The 15,844-nt window shown below is 54.4% G+C and carries 14 protein-coding genes; 6 read left to right on the top strand and 8 right to left on the bottom strand.

What is annotated here, in order from left to right; translation table 11 throughout:
- Positions 1–17: 17 nt before the first annotated feature.
- From M2418_RS23365 to M2418_RS23385, 5 genes are all read right to left on the bottom strand, one after another.
- Positions 18–1,634, bottom strand: a complete 1,617-nt coding sequence (locus M2418_RS23365) for an ABC transporter ATP-binding protein (RefSeq protein WP_259149426.1) — start codon at positions 1,632–1,634, stop codon at positions 18–20.
- A complete protein-coding gene (locus tag M2418_RS23370) occupies positions 1,627–2,484 on the bottom strand; it encodes an ABC transporter permease (RefSeq protein ID WP_259149509.1) in 858 nt (285 codons plus the stop codon). Before M2418_RS23370 ends, M2418_RS23365 begins: the two co-directional genes overlap by 8 nt.
- 83 nt (positions 2,485–2,567) lie before the next feature.
- The gene (locus M2418_RS23375; protein WP_192491494.1) at positions 2,568–3,482 is read right to left on the bottom strand and encodes an ABC transporter permease; all 915 of its coding nucleotides are present in this window, start codon (positions 3,480–3,482) and stop codon (positions 2,568–2,570) included.
- Between the two features lie 68 nt (positions 3,483–3,550).
- On the bottom strand, positions 3,551–5,023 hold the full coding sequence (locus M2418_RS23380) for an ABC transporter substrate-binding protein (protein WP_405049475.1): 1,473 nt from the start codon (positions 5,021–5,023) through the stop codon (positions 3,551–3,553).
- A 112-nt stretch (positions 5,024–5,135) separates the two neighbouring features.
- Positions 5,136–6,044, bottom strand: a complete 909-nt coding sequence (locus M2418_RS23385; RefSeq protein ID WP_259149454.1) for a DMT family transporter — start codon at positions 6,042–6,044, stop codon at positions 5,136–5,138.
- A gap of 245 nt (positions 6,045–6,289) precedes the next feature.
- Here M2418_RS23385 and M2418_RS23390 point away from each other — a divergent pair, with 245 nt between their 5' ends.
- The 4 genes from M2418_RS23390 to M2418_RS23405 are packed head-to-tail and all read left to right on the top strand — an operon-like array spanning position 6,290 to position 10,453.
- Complete coding sequence (locus M2418_RS23390; protein WP_259149455.1) at positions 6,290–7,459, top strand: exo-alpha-sialidase; 1,170 nt, start codon at positions 6,290–6,292, stop codon at positions 7,457–7,459.
- Positions 7,456–8,418 carry a 4-hydroxythreonine-4-phosphate dehydrogenase PdxA gene (pdxA, locus tag M2418_RS23395; protein WP_259149456.1) on the top strand — a complete coding sequence of 321 codons (963 nt, stop codon included), beginning with the start codon at positions 7,456–7,458 and terminating at the stop codon, positions 8,416–8,418. Before M2418_RS23390 ends, pdxA begins: the two co-directional genes overlap by 4 nt.
- The gene (locus M2418_RS23400; RefSeq protein ID WP_259149457.1) at positions 8,405–9,316 is read left to right on the top strand and encodes a dihydrodipicolinate synthase family protein; all 912 of its coding nucleotides are present in this window, start codon (positions 8,405–8,407) and stop codon (positions 9,314–9,316) included. Before pdxA ends, M2418_RS23400 begins: the two co-directional genes overlap by 14 nt.
- A 12-nt stretch (positions 9,317–9,328) precedes the next feature.
- Positions 9,329–10,453, top strand: a complete 1,125-nt coding sequence (locus M2418_RS23405; protein WP_259149458.1) for an iron-containing alcohol dehydrogenase — start codon at positions 9,329–9,331, stop codon at positions 10,451–10,453.
- Positions 10,454–10,541: 88 nt separating this feature from the next.
- Here M2418_RS23405 and M2418_RS23410 read toward each other — a convergent pair whose 3' ends face one another.
- Together M2418_RS23410 and M2418_RS23415 are read right to left on the bottom strand one after the other, a co-directional pair.
- Positions 10,542–11,267 carry a FadR/GntR family transcriptional regulator gene (locus M2418_RS23410; protein WP_259149459.1) on the bottom strand — a complete coding sequence of 242 codons (726 nt, stop codon included), beginning with the start codon at positions 11,265–11,267 and terminating at the stop codon, positions 10,542–10,544.
- Positions 11,267–12,322: a four-carbon acid sugar kinase family protein gene (locus M2418_RS23415; RefSeq protein ID WP_259149460.1), complete on the bottom strand. Its 1,056-nt coding sequence runs from the start codon at positions 12,320–12,322 to the stop codon at positions 11,267–11,269. Before M2418_RS23415 ends, M2418_RS23410 begins: the two co-directional genes overlap by 1 nt.
- Before the next feature lie 751 nt (positions 12,323–13,073).
- Between M2418_RS23415 and M2418_RS23420 the strand changes: the two genes are divergently transcribed.
- Positions 13,074–13,844 carry a response regulator transcription factor gene (locus tag M2418_RS23420; protein WP_250985557.1) on the top strand — a complete coding sequence of 257 codons (771 nt, stop codon included), beginning with the start codon at positions 13,074–13,076 and terminating at the stop codon, positions 13,842–13,844.
- 126 nt (positions 13,845–13,970) lie between these two features.
- Here M2418_RS23420 and M2418_RS23425 read toward each other — a convergent pair whose 3' ends face one another.
- The gene (locus M2418_RS23425) at positions 13,971–14,315 is read right to left on the bottom strand and encodes a hypothetical protein (protein WP_259149461.1); all 345 of its coding nucleotides are present in this window, start codon (positions 14,313–14,315) and stop codon (positions 13,971–13,973) included.
- Positions 14,316–14,820: 505 nt separating this feature from the next.
- Between M2418_RS23425 and M2418_RS23430 the strand changes: the two genes are divergently transcribed.
- Positions 14,821–15,843: a UDP-glucuronic acid decarboxylase family protein gene (locus tag M2418_RS23430; protein WP_250985555.1), complete on the top strand. Its 1,023-nt coding sequence runs from the start codon at positions 14,821–14,823 to the stop codon at positions 15,841–15,843.
- The last annotated feature ends 1 nt before the right edge of the window (position 15,844 follow it).

A 15,844-nucleotide genomic window follows, 5' to 3' on the forward strand; every position in this document is an offset into this window, starting at 1 on the left:
AACATGAGGGGGGCCCCTCATGCATGCTGCAAACGTTTTTCCCGACGCTGCGCCTGAATATGCGGATCAGGATCAAGTCCGGCAGCCAGAAGACGACGTGTATAGTCCTCACGCGGGTTCTCAAAGATCTGCCGCACGGTTCCGCTTTCCACCAGTTCGCCTGATTTCATCACCATCACATGGTCGGCAAAGTCCCGCACTACCGGCAGATCATGCGCGATAAAAATAAACGCGATGCCCAATTCACGGCGCAGCTTGTCCAGCAGGGCGATAACCTGCGCCTGTATCGACACGTCAAGCGCCGACACGGCTTCATCGCATACGATGAGTTCCGGTTCCAAGGCGAGTGCGCGGGCAATGGCAATACGCTGGCGTTGGCCGCCAGAAAACTGGTGCGGATAACGATCGGCATGGGATGCAGAAAGACCAACCTGCAGCAGCAATTCTTCAACGCGTGCCGGCCATTTGTTTTTCGGCAGGATTTCTGGATGGATGACCCAGGCCTCGGAGATAAGTTGATAGACGGACATGCGCGGGTTCAGCGACTGCGTCGGATCCTGGAACACCATCTGCAACTGCCGACGCAGACCATAAAGCTCCTTCTTTGGCATGGTCAGCAGGTCACGCCCTTTCCACAGCGCCTTGCCGGAATCCGCATCTTCCAACCGCAGCAAAGCCCGCGCCAGCGTCGACTTGCCAGAGCCACTTTCGCCAACCACAGCCATGGTTTCACCCGGCATGAGGTTGAAGGAAACACCTTTCAGCGCATGAAACGCACCATAGGTCTTGTAGAGGTTTTCGACCTTCAACAACGGTTCGCCGGTGGCAACAGGCTCATGCATTTCACCCTGACCGGGAGCGGCTGAAATCAGCTTCTTGGTATAGGGATGGCGCGGGTTGTGATAGACCTCATCCGGCGTTCCGGTTTCCACGATCTCACCGGAATTCATGACCACCACACGGTCTGCGATTTCCGCCACGACACCAAGGTCGTGGGTGATCAGCAGCAGGCCCATGCCGGTTTCTTTCTGCAGCTCACCCAGCAGCGCCAGAACCTCAGCCTGAACAGTTACGTCAAGCGCCGTTGTCGGTTCATCGGCAATGACAATATCCGGCTTCATCGCCAGAGCCATGGCAATCATCAGGCGTTGCCGCTGGCCGCCGGAAAACTGGTGCGGAAATTTACCCATCGCGGTTTCAGGAGATGGCAGGCCAACGCGCTTCAACAATTCCAGCGCCCGTGCCCGGGCCGCATCCGCGTCCACACCATGAATGCGCATGACTTCAACGATCTGCCAGCCAACCGTGTAAACCGGATTGAGATGGCTGAGTGGATCCTGAAACACCATGGCAATCCGTTTGCCATTGACACGCTTGCGCGCATCGTCACTCATTTTCAGCAGGTCCTGCCCGGCAAACAGGATTTCACCACTGGTAATTTCCGCCGGTGGCATGTCCAGCAGGTTCATGATGGTCGACGCGGAAACCGATTTGCCGGATCCGCTTTCGCCGAGAATGGCAAGCGTTTCACCACGGTCCAGATGCCAGCTGATATTGCGTACCGCGTGCACGGTGCCAGTCGCCGTATGAAACTGGACAGACAGATTGCGAACCTCGAGAAGATGTTCAGCCATTTTTCTTGCCTCCGATTTCAAGTCTCCAGCGCTGCACAGGATCAAGCACGATGCGCATCCAGTTGGAAAGGAGATTGAGCGACAGGGTGGTGAGGATGATTGCCAGGCCTGGCCAGAAGGCCAGCCACCAAGCATTGGTCAGATATTGTTTGCCCTGCGCGACCATCAGGCCCCAGGTCACTTCAGGTGGTTGGATGCCAATGCCCAGGAACGACAGAGACGATTCTGCCAACATCACAAAGGCAAAATCCAAGGTGGCAATGGTCACCAGTGTCGGAATGACCATCGGCAGTATATGTCGAAACACGATGCGCATCGACGATGCGCCCATCACCTGCGCCGCCTGCACGAACATGCGTTGGCGAATTTCCAGGACTTCAGCACGGGTGGTACGCAGATAGATCGGGATACGGGTGATCGCGAGAACAATAACGATATTACCGACCGAAGGCGCCAGCATGTAGAGAACTATCACGGCCAGCAGCAGTGACGGGAACGACATGATGACATCCGCCAGACGCATGATGACATTCGACACGCGTGGCGAGGAATAACCGGCAACCAGCCCGAGAAGTGCGCCAATCACGCTCGAGAAGATTACGGCAGCAGCCGCGATCATCAGCGTGTTCTGTGCCGCAACAACAATGCGTGCCAGAAGCGAGCGGCCAAGCGCGTCTGCGCCCAAAAACAGCAGCCAGCCATTTTCCAGCGAAAACGGTGGCAGGTTACGTGCCCGCAGGTTCTGCGCAACGGCCGCATCTCTCAGCAGCATTGGACCGAAGATCGCGCAGAATGTCGCGAGGATCAGGAACAGGGCAGCAAAGAACGCGAACTTGTCGCGCCACAACATGCCAAGCAGCACCGAAGCCTTGTTGCGAGATTTGGCTGAAACAGCCTGTACATTTGGAATAGTATTGGTCATGGACATGGCCTTCAGGTCCGCAAACGAGGATCGAGCAAGCTGTAGATGATGTCGATCAGCAGGTTCATGATGAAGATGGCGAGTGCCGTGACCATGATCGCGGCAAGGATGACATTGAAGTCGCGCTGCAGGATGGAATCGATCATCAGCTTGCCGACACCGGGGAAACCAAAAATCGTTTCAACAATCACCGCACCGTTCAACATGGCTGCGGCCTGATCGCCGATAACGGTGATGACCGGCAGCATGGCGTTGCGCAGTGTGTGAACGAAGATGATGGAGCGGTTGCCGACGCCTTTGGCGCGGGCGGTCTTGACGTAAGCCGAACCGAAGGCCGTCAGCATCGAGCCACGCACTACCTGAAGAATGAGGCCGAACGGGCGAATGAACAGAACGGCAATTGGCAGGATCCAGTGCCAGATCGTTCCGGTTCCAGAGGTTGGCACCCAACCGAGCGTCACCGAAAATACCACGATGCCAACGATGGCAATCCAGAAATCAGGAGCGGAAGCACCGATCAGCGACAGCAGGGACACAAGCCGGTCAAATACTCCGCCGGGACGGAAAGCCGCCAGTGAACCAATGACAATTGCCGCAACAGTCACAAGTATGATGGTGATGAGTGCAAGCTGCAATGTCCAGGTAAAGGCTTCCAGCACCACATCGATGGCGGGACGTGCCTTGCGGATGGATTCACCAAAATCAAGCTGCATCACATCGCGCACATAACGCGCAAACTGCTCGATCAGAGGATCGTTCAAACCATGCAATTCACGGAACTTGTCGAGCATTTCCTGACTGGCATCGATCGGCAGGAACAAGGCCGCTGGATCACCTGTCAGTCGTGACAGGAAGAACACGATAACGATAAGCGTGATCAGCGAAAAAAAGCTCGCCACGATGCGCGTGAATATCTTTTTTCCCATCGCGTCTACTCCCGAAAGAAACGGAAAGGCGAAGACAATTCTCCGCCTTTCCTGGAGGGTGGAAAGGCTTATTTGAAGCCGATTTCAGACAGTTGAAGCTGCGAGTTGGTCGCGATGGTCGGGGTGAAATCGATACGCGGATTGACCCGAGCGAAACCAACCATGTGGAACATCATCACATCTGCAACGACATCGTTGTAGAGATAGGCAATTACCTTCTTCCAGTCTTCCGTTCGCTTGTCCCCAGTTGCAGCGGTTGCGTCAGCAATCATCTGGTCGACCTTCGGGTCGGAGATACCGGACTGACGGCCCTTGCTGTCATACTTGAAGTACATGGAGAACACCGGGTCACCGCGCGAATTGTCGTGCTGGGCAGCAACGAGCTGTGGCCCACGGTTTTCCGGATAAGGCTTGGAATACTGCTTTTCGAATTCGGCCACTTCATACATTTGCAGCTTGGTTTTGAAACCGACAGCTTCAAACATCTGCTGGGCAGCTTCCAGAACTTCAACGACGTTCGGGAAGTTGTTGGTGCGGCCAACAATGGTGATTGGCGTATCAACGGCAACACCGTCAGCCTTGGCTTCTTCCAGCAGCTTCTTTGCACCTTCCGGGTCAAACGGCAGAGGCTTTACATCCGAGTTCCAGCCAAGTGTGCTTGGAGGCACCATGGCAACGGCCTTGACGGCACCCTTTGGCAGCAGCGTGCCGATGAAGGCGTCGCGGTCCAGTGCCATGTTCAGAGCCTTGCGAACACGAACGTCATCCAGCGGCTTGATGGATGTATCGACGCGCATGTAGAAAGTTTCAGAGTTCAGGTAGCTGAAGTCCATCTTCGGATCGGTGGCGTCGAGCTCCGAAATATTAGTTGCCAGATCGGCTTCGCCGGCGGCCACCATGGCTGCACGAACCGCTGGGTCAGCGCGGAAGACATAGGTTGCCTTGGTCACAGCAGGCGCTGTGCCCCAATAGTCGTCGCGGCGCTCAAGCGTAATGCTCTGGCCAGCCTTCCATTCGGTCAGCTTGTATGGACCGGTGCCGATTGGCTGACGGGTAAACTCGATTGGCGTTTCCGAAGGAACGATCGTTACCAGCGTCATCAGCAGTGGCAGAATTGGCTGTGCGGGCGTCGCGGTAATGTCGATTGTCTTGTCGTCGACAACCTTGGCTTCGATTTTGGTATCACCGAAATAACGTGGCGTTTCGCACGAGATCTTGTCGCTCATCGCGCGTTCGATGGAGTGTTTGACGTCGGCAGCATCAAATGCCGAACCGTCAGAGAACTTGGCATCCTTACGTAGATGGAAACGCCATGTGCCAGGCTGGCTTTCTTCCCACGTTTCCGCCAGTCGTGGCATCAGGCCCTTGTTGGTGCGCACATCCAGTTCGGTCAGCGTCTCGGATACGTTCTGCAGAATGATACGGCCAATGTTCGAGCGCGTTGCCATGCACGGCTCAACCAGATCAACCTCTTCATCCAGAACGACAGTCACATCCTTGGAAGCCTGCGCATAACCGGTCGTGACAACCGAAGTGGCCATCAACATCCCGAGTAAAATCCGTTTGCCTTTCATCTGTTCCTCCCTTTTTGATGCAGCACCTTGCGATTTTCCGCCCACGGCTGCGCTGCGAATGCCGTTACGAATTTTCAAGCTAGATATCGCGCTCGGCCGCAGCCTGCGCACGCCGTTTGAGGCGCCCTCCTCCCGCCACGGCCAGCGTGGACAGGAAAATCACTCCGGCGCCGATCCAGGTTGAAAAACCTGCGACCTCGCCAAACAGAACCCAAGCCATGACCGCAACAAATGGCAGACGCAGGAAATCCATAGGCGCAATATGCGACGCCTCTGCCATGCTGAAGGCCTTGGTCATCAGTGTCATGTTGATCGCACCCATCACACCTTGCAGGGCAAGCAGCGAAAACTGACGAAGATCGGGCGTCGCCCAGAAGAACAGTGCCGGAATGGCCGCCAGCGGCACGGTGACGATGAGGTTCCAGGCCACCAGCGTTTCCGTATTGTCCTTGTCCGACATGCGCTTGAGCATCAGTTGCACCAGCGCCTGAAGCGCCGAACCACCCAGCGCAAACAGCAGGGCTGGCGCAACGGCGCCCGCGGCACCGGGCTGAATAATGACAAGTGTACCGAGAAACCCGGTTACCACAGCAAAGAGTTTTGTCAGCGTGAAGGCCTCACCCAGCCACAACCAGGCACCAATCATCAGAAAGATTGGCGTCATGAACATGATCGCCATCGCATCAGCGAGTGGCGCGGCGGCCAACGCCACGAAATAACAAACGAGTGCTGCCAGCTTCAAAGCGGCGCGGCTGACATGCTGGAACCTGTAACCCGATTTCAGAATGTGCGGTCGCGTCGCGATCAGCGGCAGAATAACTGCCAATCCGAAGACACTTCTGAAAAAGCCAATAACAAAGGGATGCACTTCGCCGGCAAGAAGACGGATCACCGCAGCGTCCGCAGCGGCCAGCGCTGCAGCCAGTGCAACGTAGCATGACGCCACCATAATGGTGCGATCATTTCGCTGGACATCCGCCGTAACCATGATTTCTCCCTGTGCATGCTCCCACATTCACCGACACAAGCTTGCTACAACATAGACAATTTGTCAATTCGTTCGATATTAATGTTCGAATAAGAATTTTTTCAAAAAAATAAATATATGATATTAAACAATAAAATTTACTCAAAACCTCGAAATCGACAAAAAACAAAAACAGACATAACTTGACAACATATCAAATTCAGCAATGATGAACGTGAAAAAAGCATCATAGGGAGGATGCGTAAGTGACACCGGAAGAAATAGCCGCCAGCATGGATGGGCGCATCGCCGCATCCGAAGGCGGACTGACGCAGGCATTTCTGCCCTCACCGAAAATTCAGAACCACGCAGCCTTTTTGCGGTTCCTACCTGACGGCACACTTGCCTGCGCATGGTTTGGCGGCACGCTGGAAGGAAAGTCCGACATTTCCATCCACGTCTCGACGCTGGCACCACAGAGCAATCAATGGTCTGAAGCCAGCCAGCTGAGCGACGATCCGAACCGCTCCGAACAGAACCCGATGCTGTTTGTCGAGCCGGACGGTTCCATCAGCCTTTTTCATACGGCGCAGCCTTCCGGAAATCAGGATGAAAGCCGCGTTATCGCAAGGCCGATCTCATTCGACGGCACAATGACGGCTGGCAACCCACGCGACATTGGTCTTGCAAATGGCACCTTCATCCGCGCGACCATCGTGGTGCGCGATGATGGCGCTTGGATGTTGCCTCTGTTCCTGTGCAATCCACGCCCCGGCGCACGCTGGACCGGCACTCACGACACCGCAGCCGTCGCCGTCAGCACCGACAACGGCAAGACCTGGAGTGTGACGGATGTGCCCGATAGCTTCGGCTGCGTGCATATGACGATCGTGCCACTGGACAATGGCAAGATGGTCGCCTTCTTCCGTCGCAGGCAGGCCGATTTTGTTTATCGCACGCAAAGCCTTGATGGCGGCAGAAGCTGGTCAGCACCAACTGCCACCGACGTGCCCAACAACAATTCATCGATTGCCGCTATTCGACTGCGGGACGGACGTGTGGCGCTGTTGTGCAACCCGGTATCATCAGCCGAATTTTCGCAGCGTCGTGCATCGCTCTACGACGAGTTGGAAGAACAGGACGATCGCCCGAATGCCGAAGGTGGCATCGTGCCGATCTGGGGTGTGCCACGTGCGCCCCTCACGCTTTGTGTTTCAACGGATGATGGCCACACCTTCCCGACGCGTCGTATCGTTGAAGACGGCCCCGGCAACTGCCTTTCCAACAATTCTGTTGACGGTCACAATAAGGAAATGTCCTACCCGGCCATGGTCGAAGACGGACAGGGCAACTTGCATCTGGCCTACACCTATTATCGCCGCGCCATCAAATATGTCCGCCTGAACAAGGGCTGGATAGACGGAGAAATTGCATGAGCACACTCGTTGGAATAACCATGGGCGATCCCGCAGGCGTTGGCCCGGAAATCACCATCAAGGCACTGGCCGAAATGAGCACTGAGGACCGCGCCAATACGCGGGTCTATGGCAATCTCAAACAGCTGGAAGCCGCCAAAGCAGTGCTCGGCATCGATCTGGACCTGACCGGACTGGTCGTTGACGTGGAAGTGGAAGGAGCACCCGTTGCCTGGGGTAAACTCAGCGCCATCTCCGGCGATGCCTCATTCCGCTTCATCGATACTGCCGTGAAAGATTCAATGGTCGGCAAGATTGGCTGCATCGTCACCGCGCCAATCAACAAGGAAGCACTGAATTCGGCCGGCCACCACTATGATGGCCATACCGGCATGCTGACGTCACTGACCGGCTCGAAGTCCGCCTTCATGTTACTGGCGTCCGACCGGTTAAAGGTGATCCATGTTTCGACCCATGTGTCGTTGAAGGACGCCATCAACCGCGCCAAACCAGAGCGTATTCTGGCGACCATCAAGGCCGGAAATGATCACCTGAAACGTATCGGTTATGCCAAGCCGAAGATTGCCGTGGCAGGCATTAACCCGCATTGCGGTGAAAACGGTCTGTTCGGCACCGAAGACGATGAATTCATCGCGCCGGCCGTTGCCCAGGCACGCGCCGAAGGCATTGATGTTTACGGCCCTATTTCGGCGGATACCGTGTTCCACCGCGCCTATCAGGGCGGGTTTGATCTGGTGATTGCCCAGTATCACGATCAGGGTCACATCCCGATCAAGCTGGTGGCCTTCGATACGGCCGTCAACGTCTCCGTCGGCCTGCCGATTGACCGCACCTCTGTCGATCACGGCACCGCCTTCGACATTGCCGGGACCGGCAAGGCCAATCACGTCAACATGAACGCAGCCATCGCCTATGCGCGCAAGCTGATAGCCGGGAAAAATGCACATGGCAAAGTTTGAATTCAGCGGCGTTTATTGCGCGGCAACCACCCCGGTTACGGCCGATGGCAACCCGGATTTCCAGCTGTTTACCGCCCATTGCAAAGCGCTGCTGGACGAAGGCTGCGATGGCGTCGCACTGCTTGGCACCACAGGCGAGGCAAATTCCTTCGGCCTGAAACAGCGTATGGATATTCTGGAGAAGGCGATTGCCGGTGGCGTAGCACCTGAAAAACTGCTGCCCGGCACCGCCCAGACGGCCATTGCCGACACCATTGAAATGACACGCCATGCCGTTCAGGCCGGTGTGCACGGCGTGGTCTTGCTGCCGCCATTCTACTACAAGGGTGTCAGCGCCGAAGGCATCTACCGTGCCTATGCCCGTATTATCGAAGGCGTGAAAGACGACCGCCTGAAAGTGGTTCTCTATCACATTCCACAGGTATCGGGCGTCGCCATTCCGCATGAGGTTATTGCCCGCCTGCGCAAAAATTATCCCGGCGTCGTTGTTGGCATCAAGGACAGTTCAGGCGATCTGGAAAACATGAAGGCGATGATTGCCGCATTCCCGGATTTCGGCGTGCTGGCAGGTGCCGATCCGCTGCTTCTGCCGCTGATTCAAGCCGGTGGTGCAGGCTGCATTACCGCCAGCTCCAATCTTGTCGCCGCTGAACTTCGTTTTGTGTTCGACAATTGGAATGTGCTGGGCAAGGAAGCCGCAGTCAAAGCAGCACAAGACAAGATCGTCGCCTGGCGCGAACTGACCAACGCCTATGTACAACTGCCGACCGTGAAAACCATGGTTGCTAAACGTCGCGGCGACAATGGCTGGCTGCGCGTCACACCACCGCTGATCGAACTGTCGGACGCAGAACGTGCAGATGTCTGGTCGCGCATGGACGCGCTTGAAAGAGCTTGAGGGAGAACCGCCATGGATGGAATGGCTAGACCGATCACCCTGCATCAACCCAAGCGCCTTGAAATAGGCGTTGGCGCCTCTGCCAAGCTGGGCGAATGGGCCAATGGCGCATCACGCATTCTGGTGATTGCCACCGAACACACGCTTGGTTTTGTCGACCGACTGAAGCTGACTGGCGCGATCACCGTCTTTGCCGACATTCCACCGGAGCCGGATGACAAAGCGCTCAATGCAGCCATTGAAATGGCACGTAGCGTTCAGCCGGATCTGGTGGTTGGCCTCGGTGGTGGCTCGGTTCTCGATGTCGCGAAACTCGTTGCCGCTCTCTGGGACGGTCAGCAGGCGCTGGATGACGTTGTTGGCCCCAACAAGGTGGCTGGCCGCAAAACAGCGCTGGCTCAGGTGGCAACAACAGCTGGCACCGGGTCTGAAGCCGGTATTCGCGCACTGATTACCGACAGCCTTAGCCATTCCAAAAAGGCGGTCGAAAGCCCCTACCTGCTGGCCGACATCGCCATTCTCGATCCGGAACTGACCTGGTCGGTACCACCGGCAGTAACCGCCGCCACGGGCATTGATGCTATGGCTCACTGTGTGGAAGCCTTCACCAATATTCGCGCCCATGACCTGATTGATGGTTATGCGCGCATGGGCATCCAACTGGTCGGCAAATATCTGGCGCGTGCCGTGGAAAACGGCAAGGATACCGAAGCCCGCGCCGGCATGATGCTCGCCTCCTATTACGGCGGCATCTGCCTCGGACCCGTCAATACTGCGGCAGGCCACGCCCTTGCCTATCCTCTCGGCACCAGGCTAGGTCTGCCGCATGGCCTGGCCAATGCCATCATCTTCCCGCATGTGCTGGCCTATAATGTGCCGGTGCGAGCGGAAAAAACTGCCGAAGTTCTTGATGCACTTGGCCTTGCTATCTCCAAGGATCCGGCCGCCGTGCTCACCGCGACCTATGGTTTCTGCAAGGCACTTGGTGTGGAAATGAAGCTGTCGGTACATGGTGCGCAGCAGGAGCACTTGCAGAGCTGGGCAGATGAAGCTCATGCCATCCGTAGACTGATGGATAACAATCCACGGGACATGTCAGCGCAGGATGTGCTGGCAATCTATAACGCCGCGTTCTGAAACCTGCCTGTCAGGCACTCCAAATTCAAAACAGCAAACAAAACCCCGGTCAAAAGCCGGGGTTTTTATATGTGCAAAACAGAAAGCCTTATGCCCCCTGGGCAAGTTCGGGCCTGCGCCCCTCGAACAACCGGTCACGCGAACCACGAAGGTGCTGGCGCATCAGGTTTCTGGCCAGATCGGAATCGCGCGTGCGGATTGCCTCGTAAATCGCGGCGTGTTCATCAAAAACATGTCGCAGTCCACTGGCTGAATTCTTCAGCGACAGGCCATGGAACTGCATTCCAATGGCAATATGATCTTTCAAGGCCTCCATGGCCGTTGAAAAATATGTATTACCCGAAGCCTGCGCAATCGACAGGTGGAACATGAAGTCGGCATCTTCGCGGTGCCTTTGCCGGCTCGTTGCATCCTGCAATGCTTCAAGCGCCAGACGAATGACCCGGATCTGCGTATCGCTGTGCCGTTCGGCAGCGCAGGCCGCCGCTTCCGGTTCCACGGTAATGCGGAATTCATAACAGTTGTGCAGATCGGCAATATTTTCCAGTGGCCCGAACCCAAGGGGTTGCTTGACCCCTTGTATGCGCACGAAACTGCCAGCCCCCTGACGCGAATACACAAGCCCTAGATCGCGTAACTTCTTCAGGGCATCACGCACTACCGGGCGCGAAACCTCAAATTCCGCCGCCAATTCATGTTCGGTAGGCAATCGTTCATCGCTCTGATAGGCGCCGGATTTGATGGCATGTTTCAGCCGTTCAAACACCACCTCGCTCAGGCTTTTACGATGTGAAATCTGCTCCACTGTCCGCATTATTTCACGCCTTCATGTCCGAGAATTTTCTCCGCCACCTGCACCAGTGTTTCCGCATCGCCGAAACCGCCCGACTTGGTGATGAAATGACGATCGCCATATTTGGCAACGGGCAAGCCTGGCATAATCTCACCCAGCAAGGTCAAAATGCGAATACCCTGCTTGTCGAAATAGGCTTCCGCCGACGCACCGCCCGACAGGAGCAAGGTGTCATAACCCGCATCAAGCGCCGCAACCGATGTTGCAAGATTGTCCGCGACTTCAACGGACGACAGTTCCGTTGCACCATCAACCGCCTGAACGAGGATGAGCGCCGATGGAAGTGGCGCGGCAGCAACGGCTGTTTCCGAAACAGCACCACCTGGCGCAGCAATGTAATTCAGATGAGAAGCCGCATTGCGCAGGGTATCAACTTGCGAAACGGTAATCGGATCGCGCGACCCGATGGCAATCAGCAGCTTGCTGCCTTTCACGCCGACACTGTCCTGTCGCGGGCGACCCGATTGTGCCGCAAGCGCATTTGCCAGCGACAATGCGCCGACCAAAAGATCGTTTTCCTGCAAAAGACCCAATGCCGCCTGCATCGCCTCAACGGTGCTGGTGTCTGGAATGATCGATCTTTCAGCAACGGCCCCCAGCCGACCAGCAATGGCTATAGGTGTTTCAACACCAAAACCGCTGATCATGCCCTTGGTCACAACCCGACCAAACTCGGGAATGGCAGGCAAAACAACCGCACGCTCAAACTCAAGCGCTGAAATCTCGGCCTCGACATTGCCTTTCAGCCGTGAGTCGACCTTTTTCAAAAGCGCCATGCGGCTGACCAGCTCGTTTTGTGCCAAAGCCACACGGTTGGCGGCTTCATCCGGTGCAATTTCACGGCTGCGGGTGGTCACGGCAACCACATCTGCGCCGCCAGCAACGGCCTCACCCAACGCAGCCTGATCGGTAACGACCGCAACGGAATAACCATGAGCGGCAAAAGGAGCAGCGGAATCCAGCGCACCCGTCAAATCATCCGCAACGATCATTAATCTGTCGACTTCAAACTTCATGCTGCTGTACCGATTTTACAAATTTTCCATAAATTGGACTCTCAAAGGGCCGCAATTTCTTTGGTAAATCATCGCATAACGGGAAATGAAAACAACAAAAATTTACAAGTCAAAAACAAATTATCGCAACTTGTGTGGTTGAATGTGACCTAAATGCACATTCCCCAAACCACCAAAATATTGAGGCAGAAAACACCGGACAACAGCACCGGGTAAGGCACAGACCAAGCGCCAGCAATCCCCAACCAAATAGCCGGAGCGTAGAACTCAAAACGCCTTGAATTCATGGAATCGGACAGCGCCGGAGAAAAAAGAGGCATTCTATTTAAACTTAAAGAAAACTTCGCAAGCGCGACTTCAGAGCAAATTTCATCAAGTAAAAGAATTTCACGCGACAGCCGAAAAATAAAAATCAGGCAGAGAAAACCATTCTCAAGCGCTCATATTAGCGCAAAAAACTCATTACCCATATAAAATACAACCCGTAATTTTATATATCAAAAATACCAAACCTTGAATTTCCAAATTACCCGATGACTCGCCACAAAATGAAAAATCTTGAAATATCGGCACGTTAATCACGTTTACAAAATTTTAATCACCTAATCATTTCGGGTCATTTCTTTAATGCGGTTTTCATATTAGCATAATTAACAAGTGATTAATAACAATGGACATGCATCATTTCGCGGATTCGAAATAACAAACACAATAAGAAAGTAAAAAAGGCGTATCGCTCAGGGAGGCGTAAATGTTCATGGTATCTTCTAGAATAACTCATGCAGAACGCATAAACAACACGTCAGTAACAAACCAGACATTACTTTTAATCGCGGATGCGGATCTGTTTTCCGAATGCCTGGTTGAGGCACTCGGCAAAAAGTTCCCCATGTGTAATGTCATCAGCATTAACCAACCACAAGCAATCGAAGACGGGTATACATCCGATGTGAAACTGGTCCTGCTGTACAGAATTGCCGGCCAGCAGTTGCAAGATGCCCTGAACAACATCCGGGAAAAACATCCCTCAGCATCGATCGGCCTCGTTATTGATGCCGTCGGCATGCTGGAATCCTATCTCAAACAGCTGGTTGAAACACGGATCATTGATGGCGTATTGCCACTCAGTCTGAGGCTGGATGTATTCATGGCCGCAGTCGATCTGTTGATCAAGGGCGGAGAACATTTCCCGTCCGCGCTGCTTGGACGTCTTGTTGAGACCAAGTCACCAACCAATGCTATGCCGCATGCTGGCACGCCCATTGGCTTGGCGTCGGCTGCAAAGCAGCACCACCATGACTTCAACGGCCTCACGACACGGGAAGTCCAGATTTTGGATCTTCTGTGTAAGGGAACCCAGAACAAGATTATCGCGGACAGGCTGCATCTGTCGGAAAATACTGTCAAAGTACATGTGCGAAACATCTATAAGAAGATGCATGTGCGTAACCGTACGGAAGCCGCATCACGCTTCTTCGCATTCGACCATGCCGAAATGACCCATCACGAATGGAAAAACTGAGCGTCGTCGTACAAAAGTTGCAGTTTGCTTTTGTACGAAACTCTCCTGAGCTCATCGCGGCTCAATGAGCTTTTTGTGAAGCAACATTGATCCGCGACACCACGTTATGCCTGACAGAAGCAGATATTAGCGCAGGTAGCAGCGAGCCTTCTGGCCAAAACCGCTCGGCGAGCAGGTATAAGGCGATGAACCGAGATCATTGACCTTGGTAACGGCAACAGCAGGCTCGCCCTCCGCTTCAACGCTTGAGACCAGCGTGACAGACGCCTTGTCATAGGCATAGGACTTCTTCGGTGCGGAAACGCGATGACTGACTTCGTTCTGGATTTTCGGTGCGCTGTTATCGGACAGAAGCGGGGTCTCGACGGCGGAACAGGACGCAACGGAAAAAGCAACAACGGCAATAGAGCACGCCATTTTGGCAAGGCGCGCAGGGTTCAATGCCCCGGTGCGGTGATGAATAATAGACATATTTGTCCCCAATGCCGCAAAGCGCGGCCAGCTGCGATGCGTTTGCGGCAAACAGCCCGTCAAACACACTCGTGTTGATATTTGACTCATGCACCTCTGACCAAGGCAAGCATGTCACACCACACACAATCGCTTCCGGTGGCCAGTACACCGAACGCCGTTTCAGGCTCGGCACGCACGCTACCCTAACCTCATTCGATTGAGTGAGGCTTGCGCTCTTGCTTGATAAGAAAGGCATTATGTTGGCATAGTTAAAAATACGCACACAATGGGATTAATCAATGTATTTCCGCGGTAATCAATTGTAATATTTTAGAAATTTCGCATTGACGAAAGCAAACGATAAAATATGATATTCTTAAAACAATAAAAAAAGGACATGAATCAAGTAAAGGCGGCCGACAACAACAAGTAATAAAACCGCCGGAATTTCAAAAAATCAAAACGAGCGACACAACTACACGGAAACGGCACTGCAGTTTCCTGGTAGGAAGGAGTGTGTGTAATGCGTAAGTTCGTTCCCGATGACAATGATTCCAACGTCAATATCTATTCAAACTGGAAGCCGGGTCTCCGTGCGCTTGTCAATGGCGGCGCAGGTTTCCTCGGTTCGCACCTGTGCGAACGGCTTTTGCAATGCGGCCATGAGGTTGTCTGCCTCGACGACTTCTCCACCGGCAGACGCACCAATATTGAACATCTTACATCCAATAATCGTTTGACCGTGGTGGAGCACGACGTGCGCAACCCCTATGATCTCGATGTATCTGTCATCTTCAATTTTGCGTCGCCTGCATCACCACCTGATTACCAGAGGGATCCAGTAGGCACGCTTTTGACCAATGTGATCGGTGCCCTGAACGTGCTGGAACTGGCACGTCGCACCGGTGCAACAGTTGTCCAGTCCTCCACATCGGAGGTCTATGGCGACCCCCTTATCAACCCGCAGCCGGAAACCTACTTCGGCAACGTCAATCCCATCGGCCCGCGTGCCTGCTACGATGAGGGAAAACGCAGCGCTGAAACGCTGTTCTTCGATTATCACCGCAATTTTGGCGTCGATATCAAGGTTGGTCGCATCTTCAACACCTATGGCCCGCGCATGCGTCAGGACGATGGTCGTGTTGTTTCCAACTTCATCGTGCAAGCCCTGCAGAACAAGGACATCACCATCTATGGCGACGGCAAACAAACCCGTTCCTTCTGCTATGTGGATGACCTGATTGAAGGTTTCCTGCGCTTCTCGGTTAAAAGCCCGGAATGCTGTGGCCCGATCAACATTGGTAATCCTGCAGAAATTCCGGTGCGGCAACTGGCAGACATCGTCATTGCCATGACCAACTCCAGTTCACGCATCATACACCTGCCAGCCGCAGTGGATGACCCGCAACAACGCCGGCCGGATATTACCCGCGCCAAAGAAGAGCTGAGATGGCAACCCCGCGTCAATCTTGAACATGGCCTCGCAAAGACCATCCACTATTTCGATGCGCTGCTCAGCGGAAAAAAAATGGCGGAGGCCGTATGAG

The sequence above is a fragment of the Rhizobium sp. BIGb0125 genome, assembly GCF_024810055.1.
Classification (GTDB): Bacteria; Pseudomonadota; Alphaproteobacteria; order Rhizobiales; family Rhizobiaceae; genus Agrobacterium.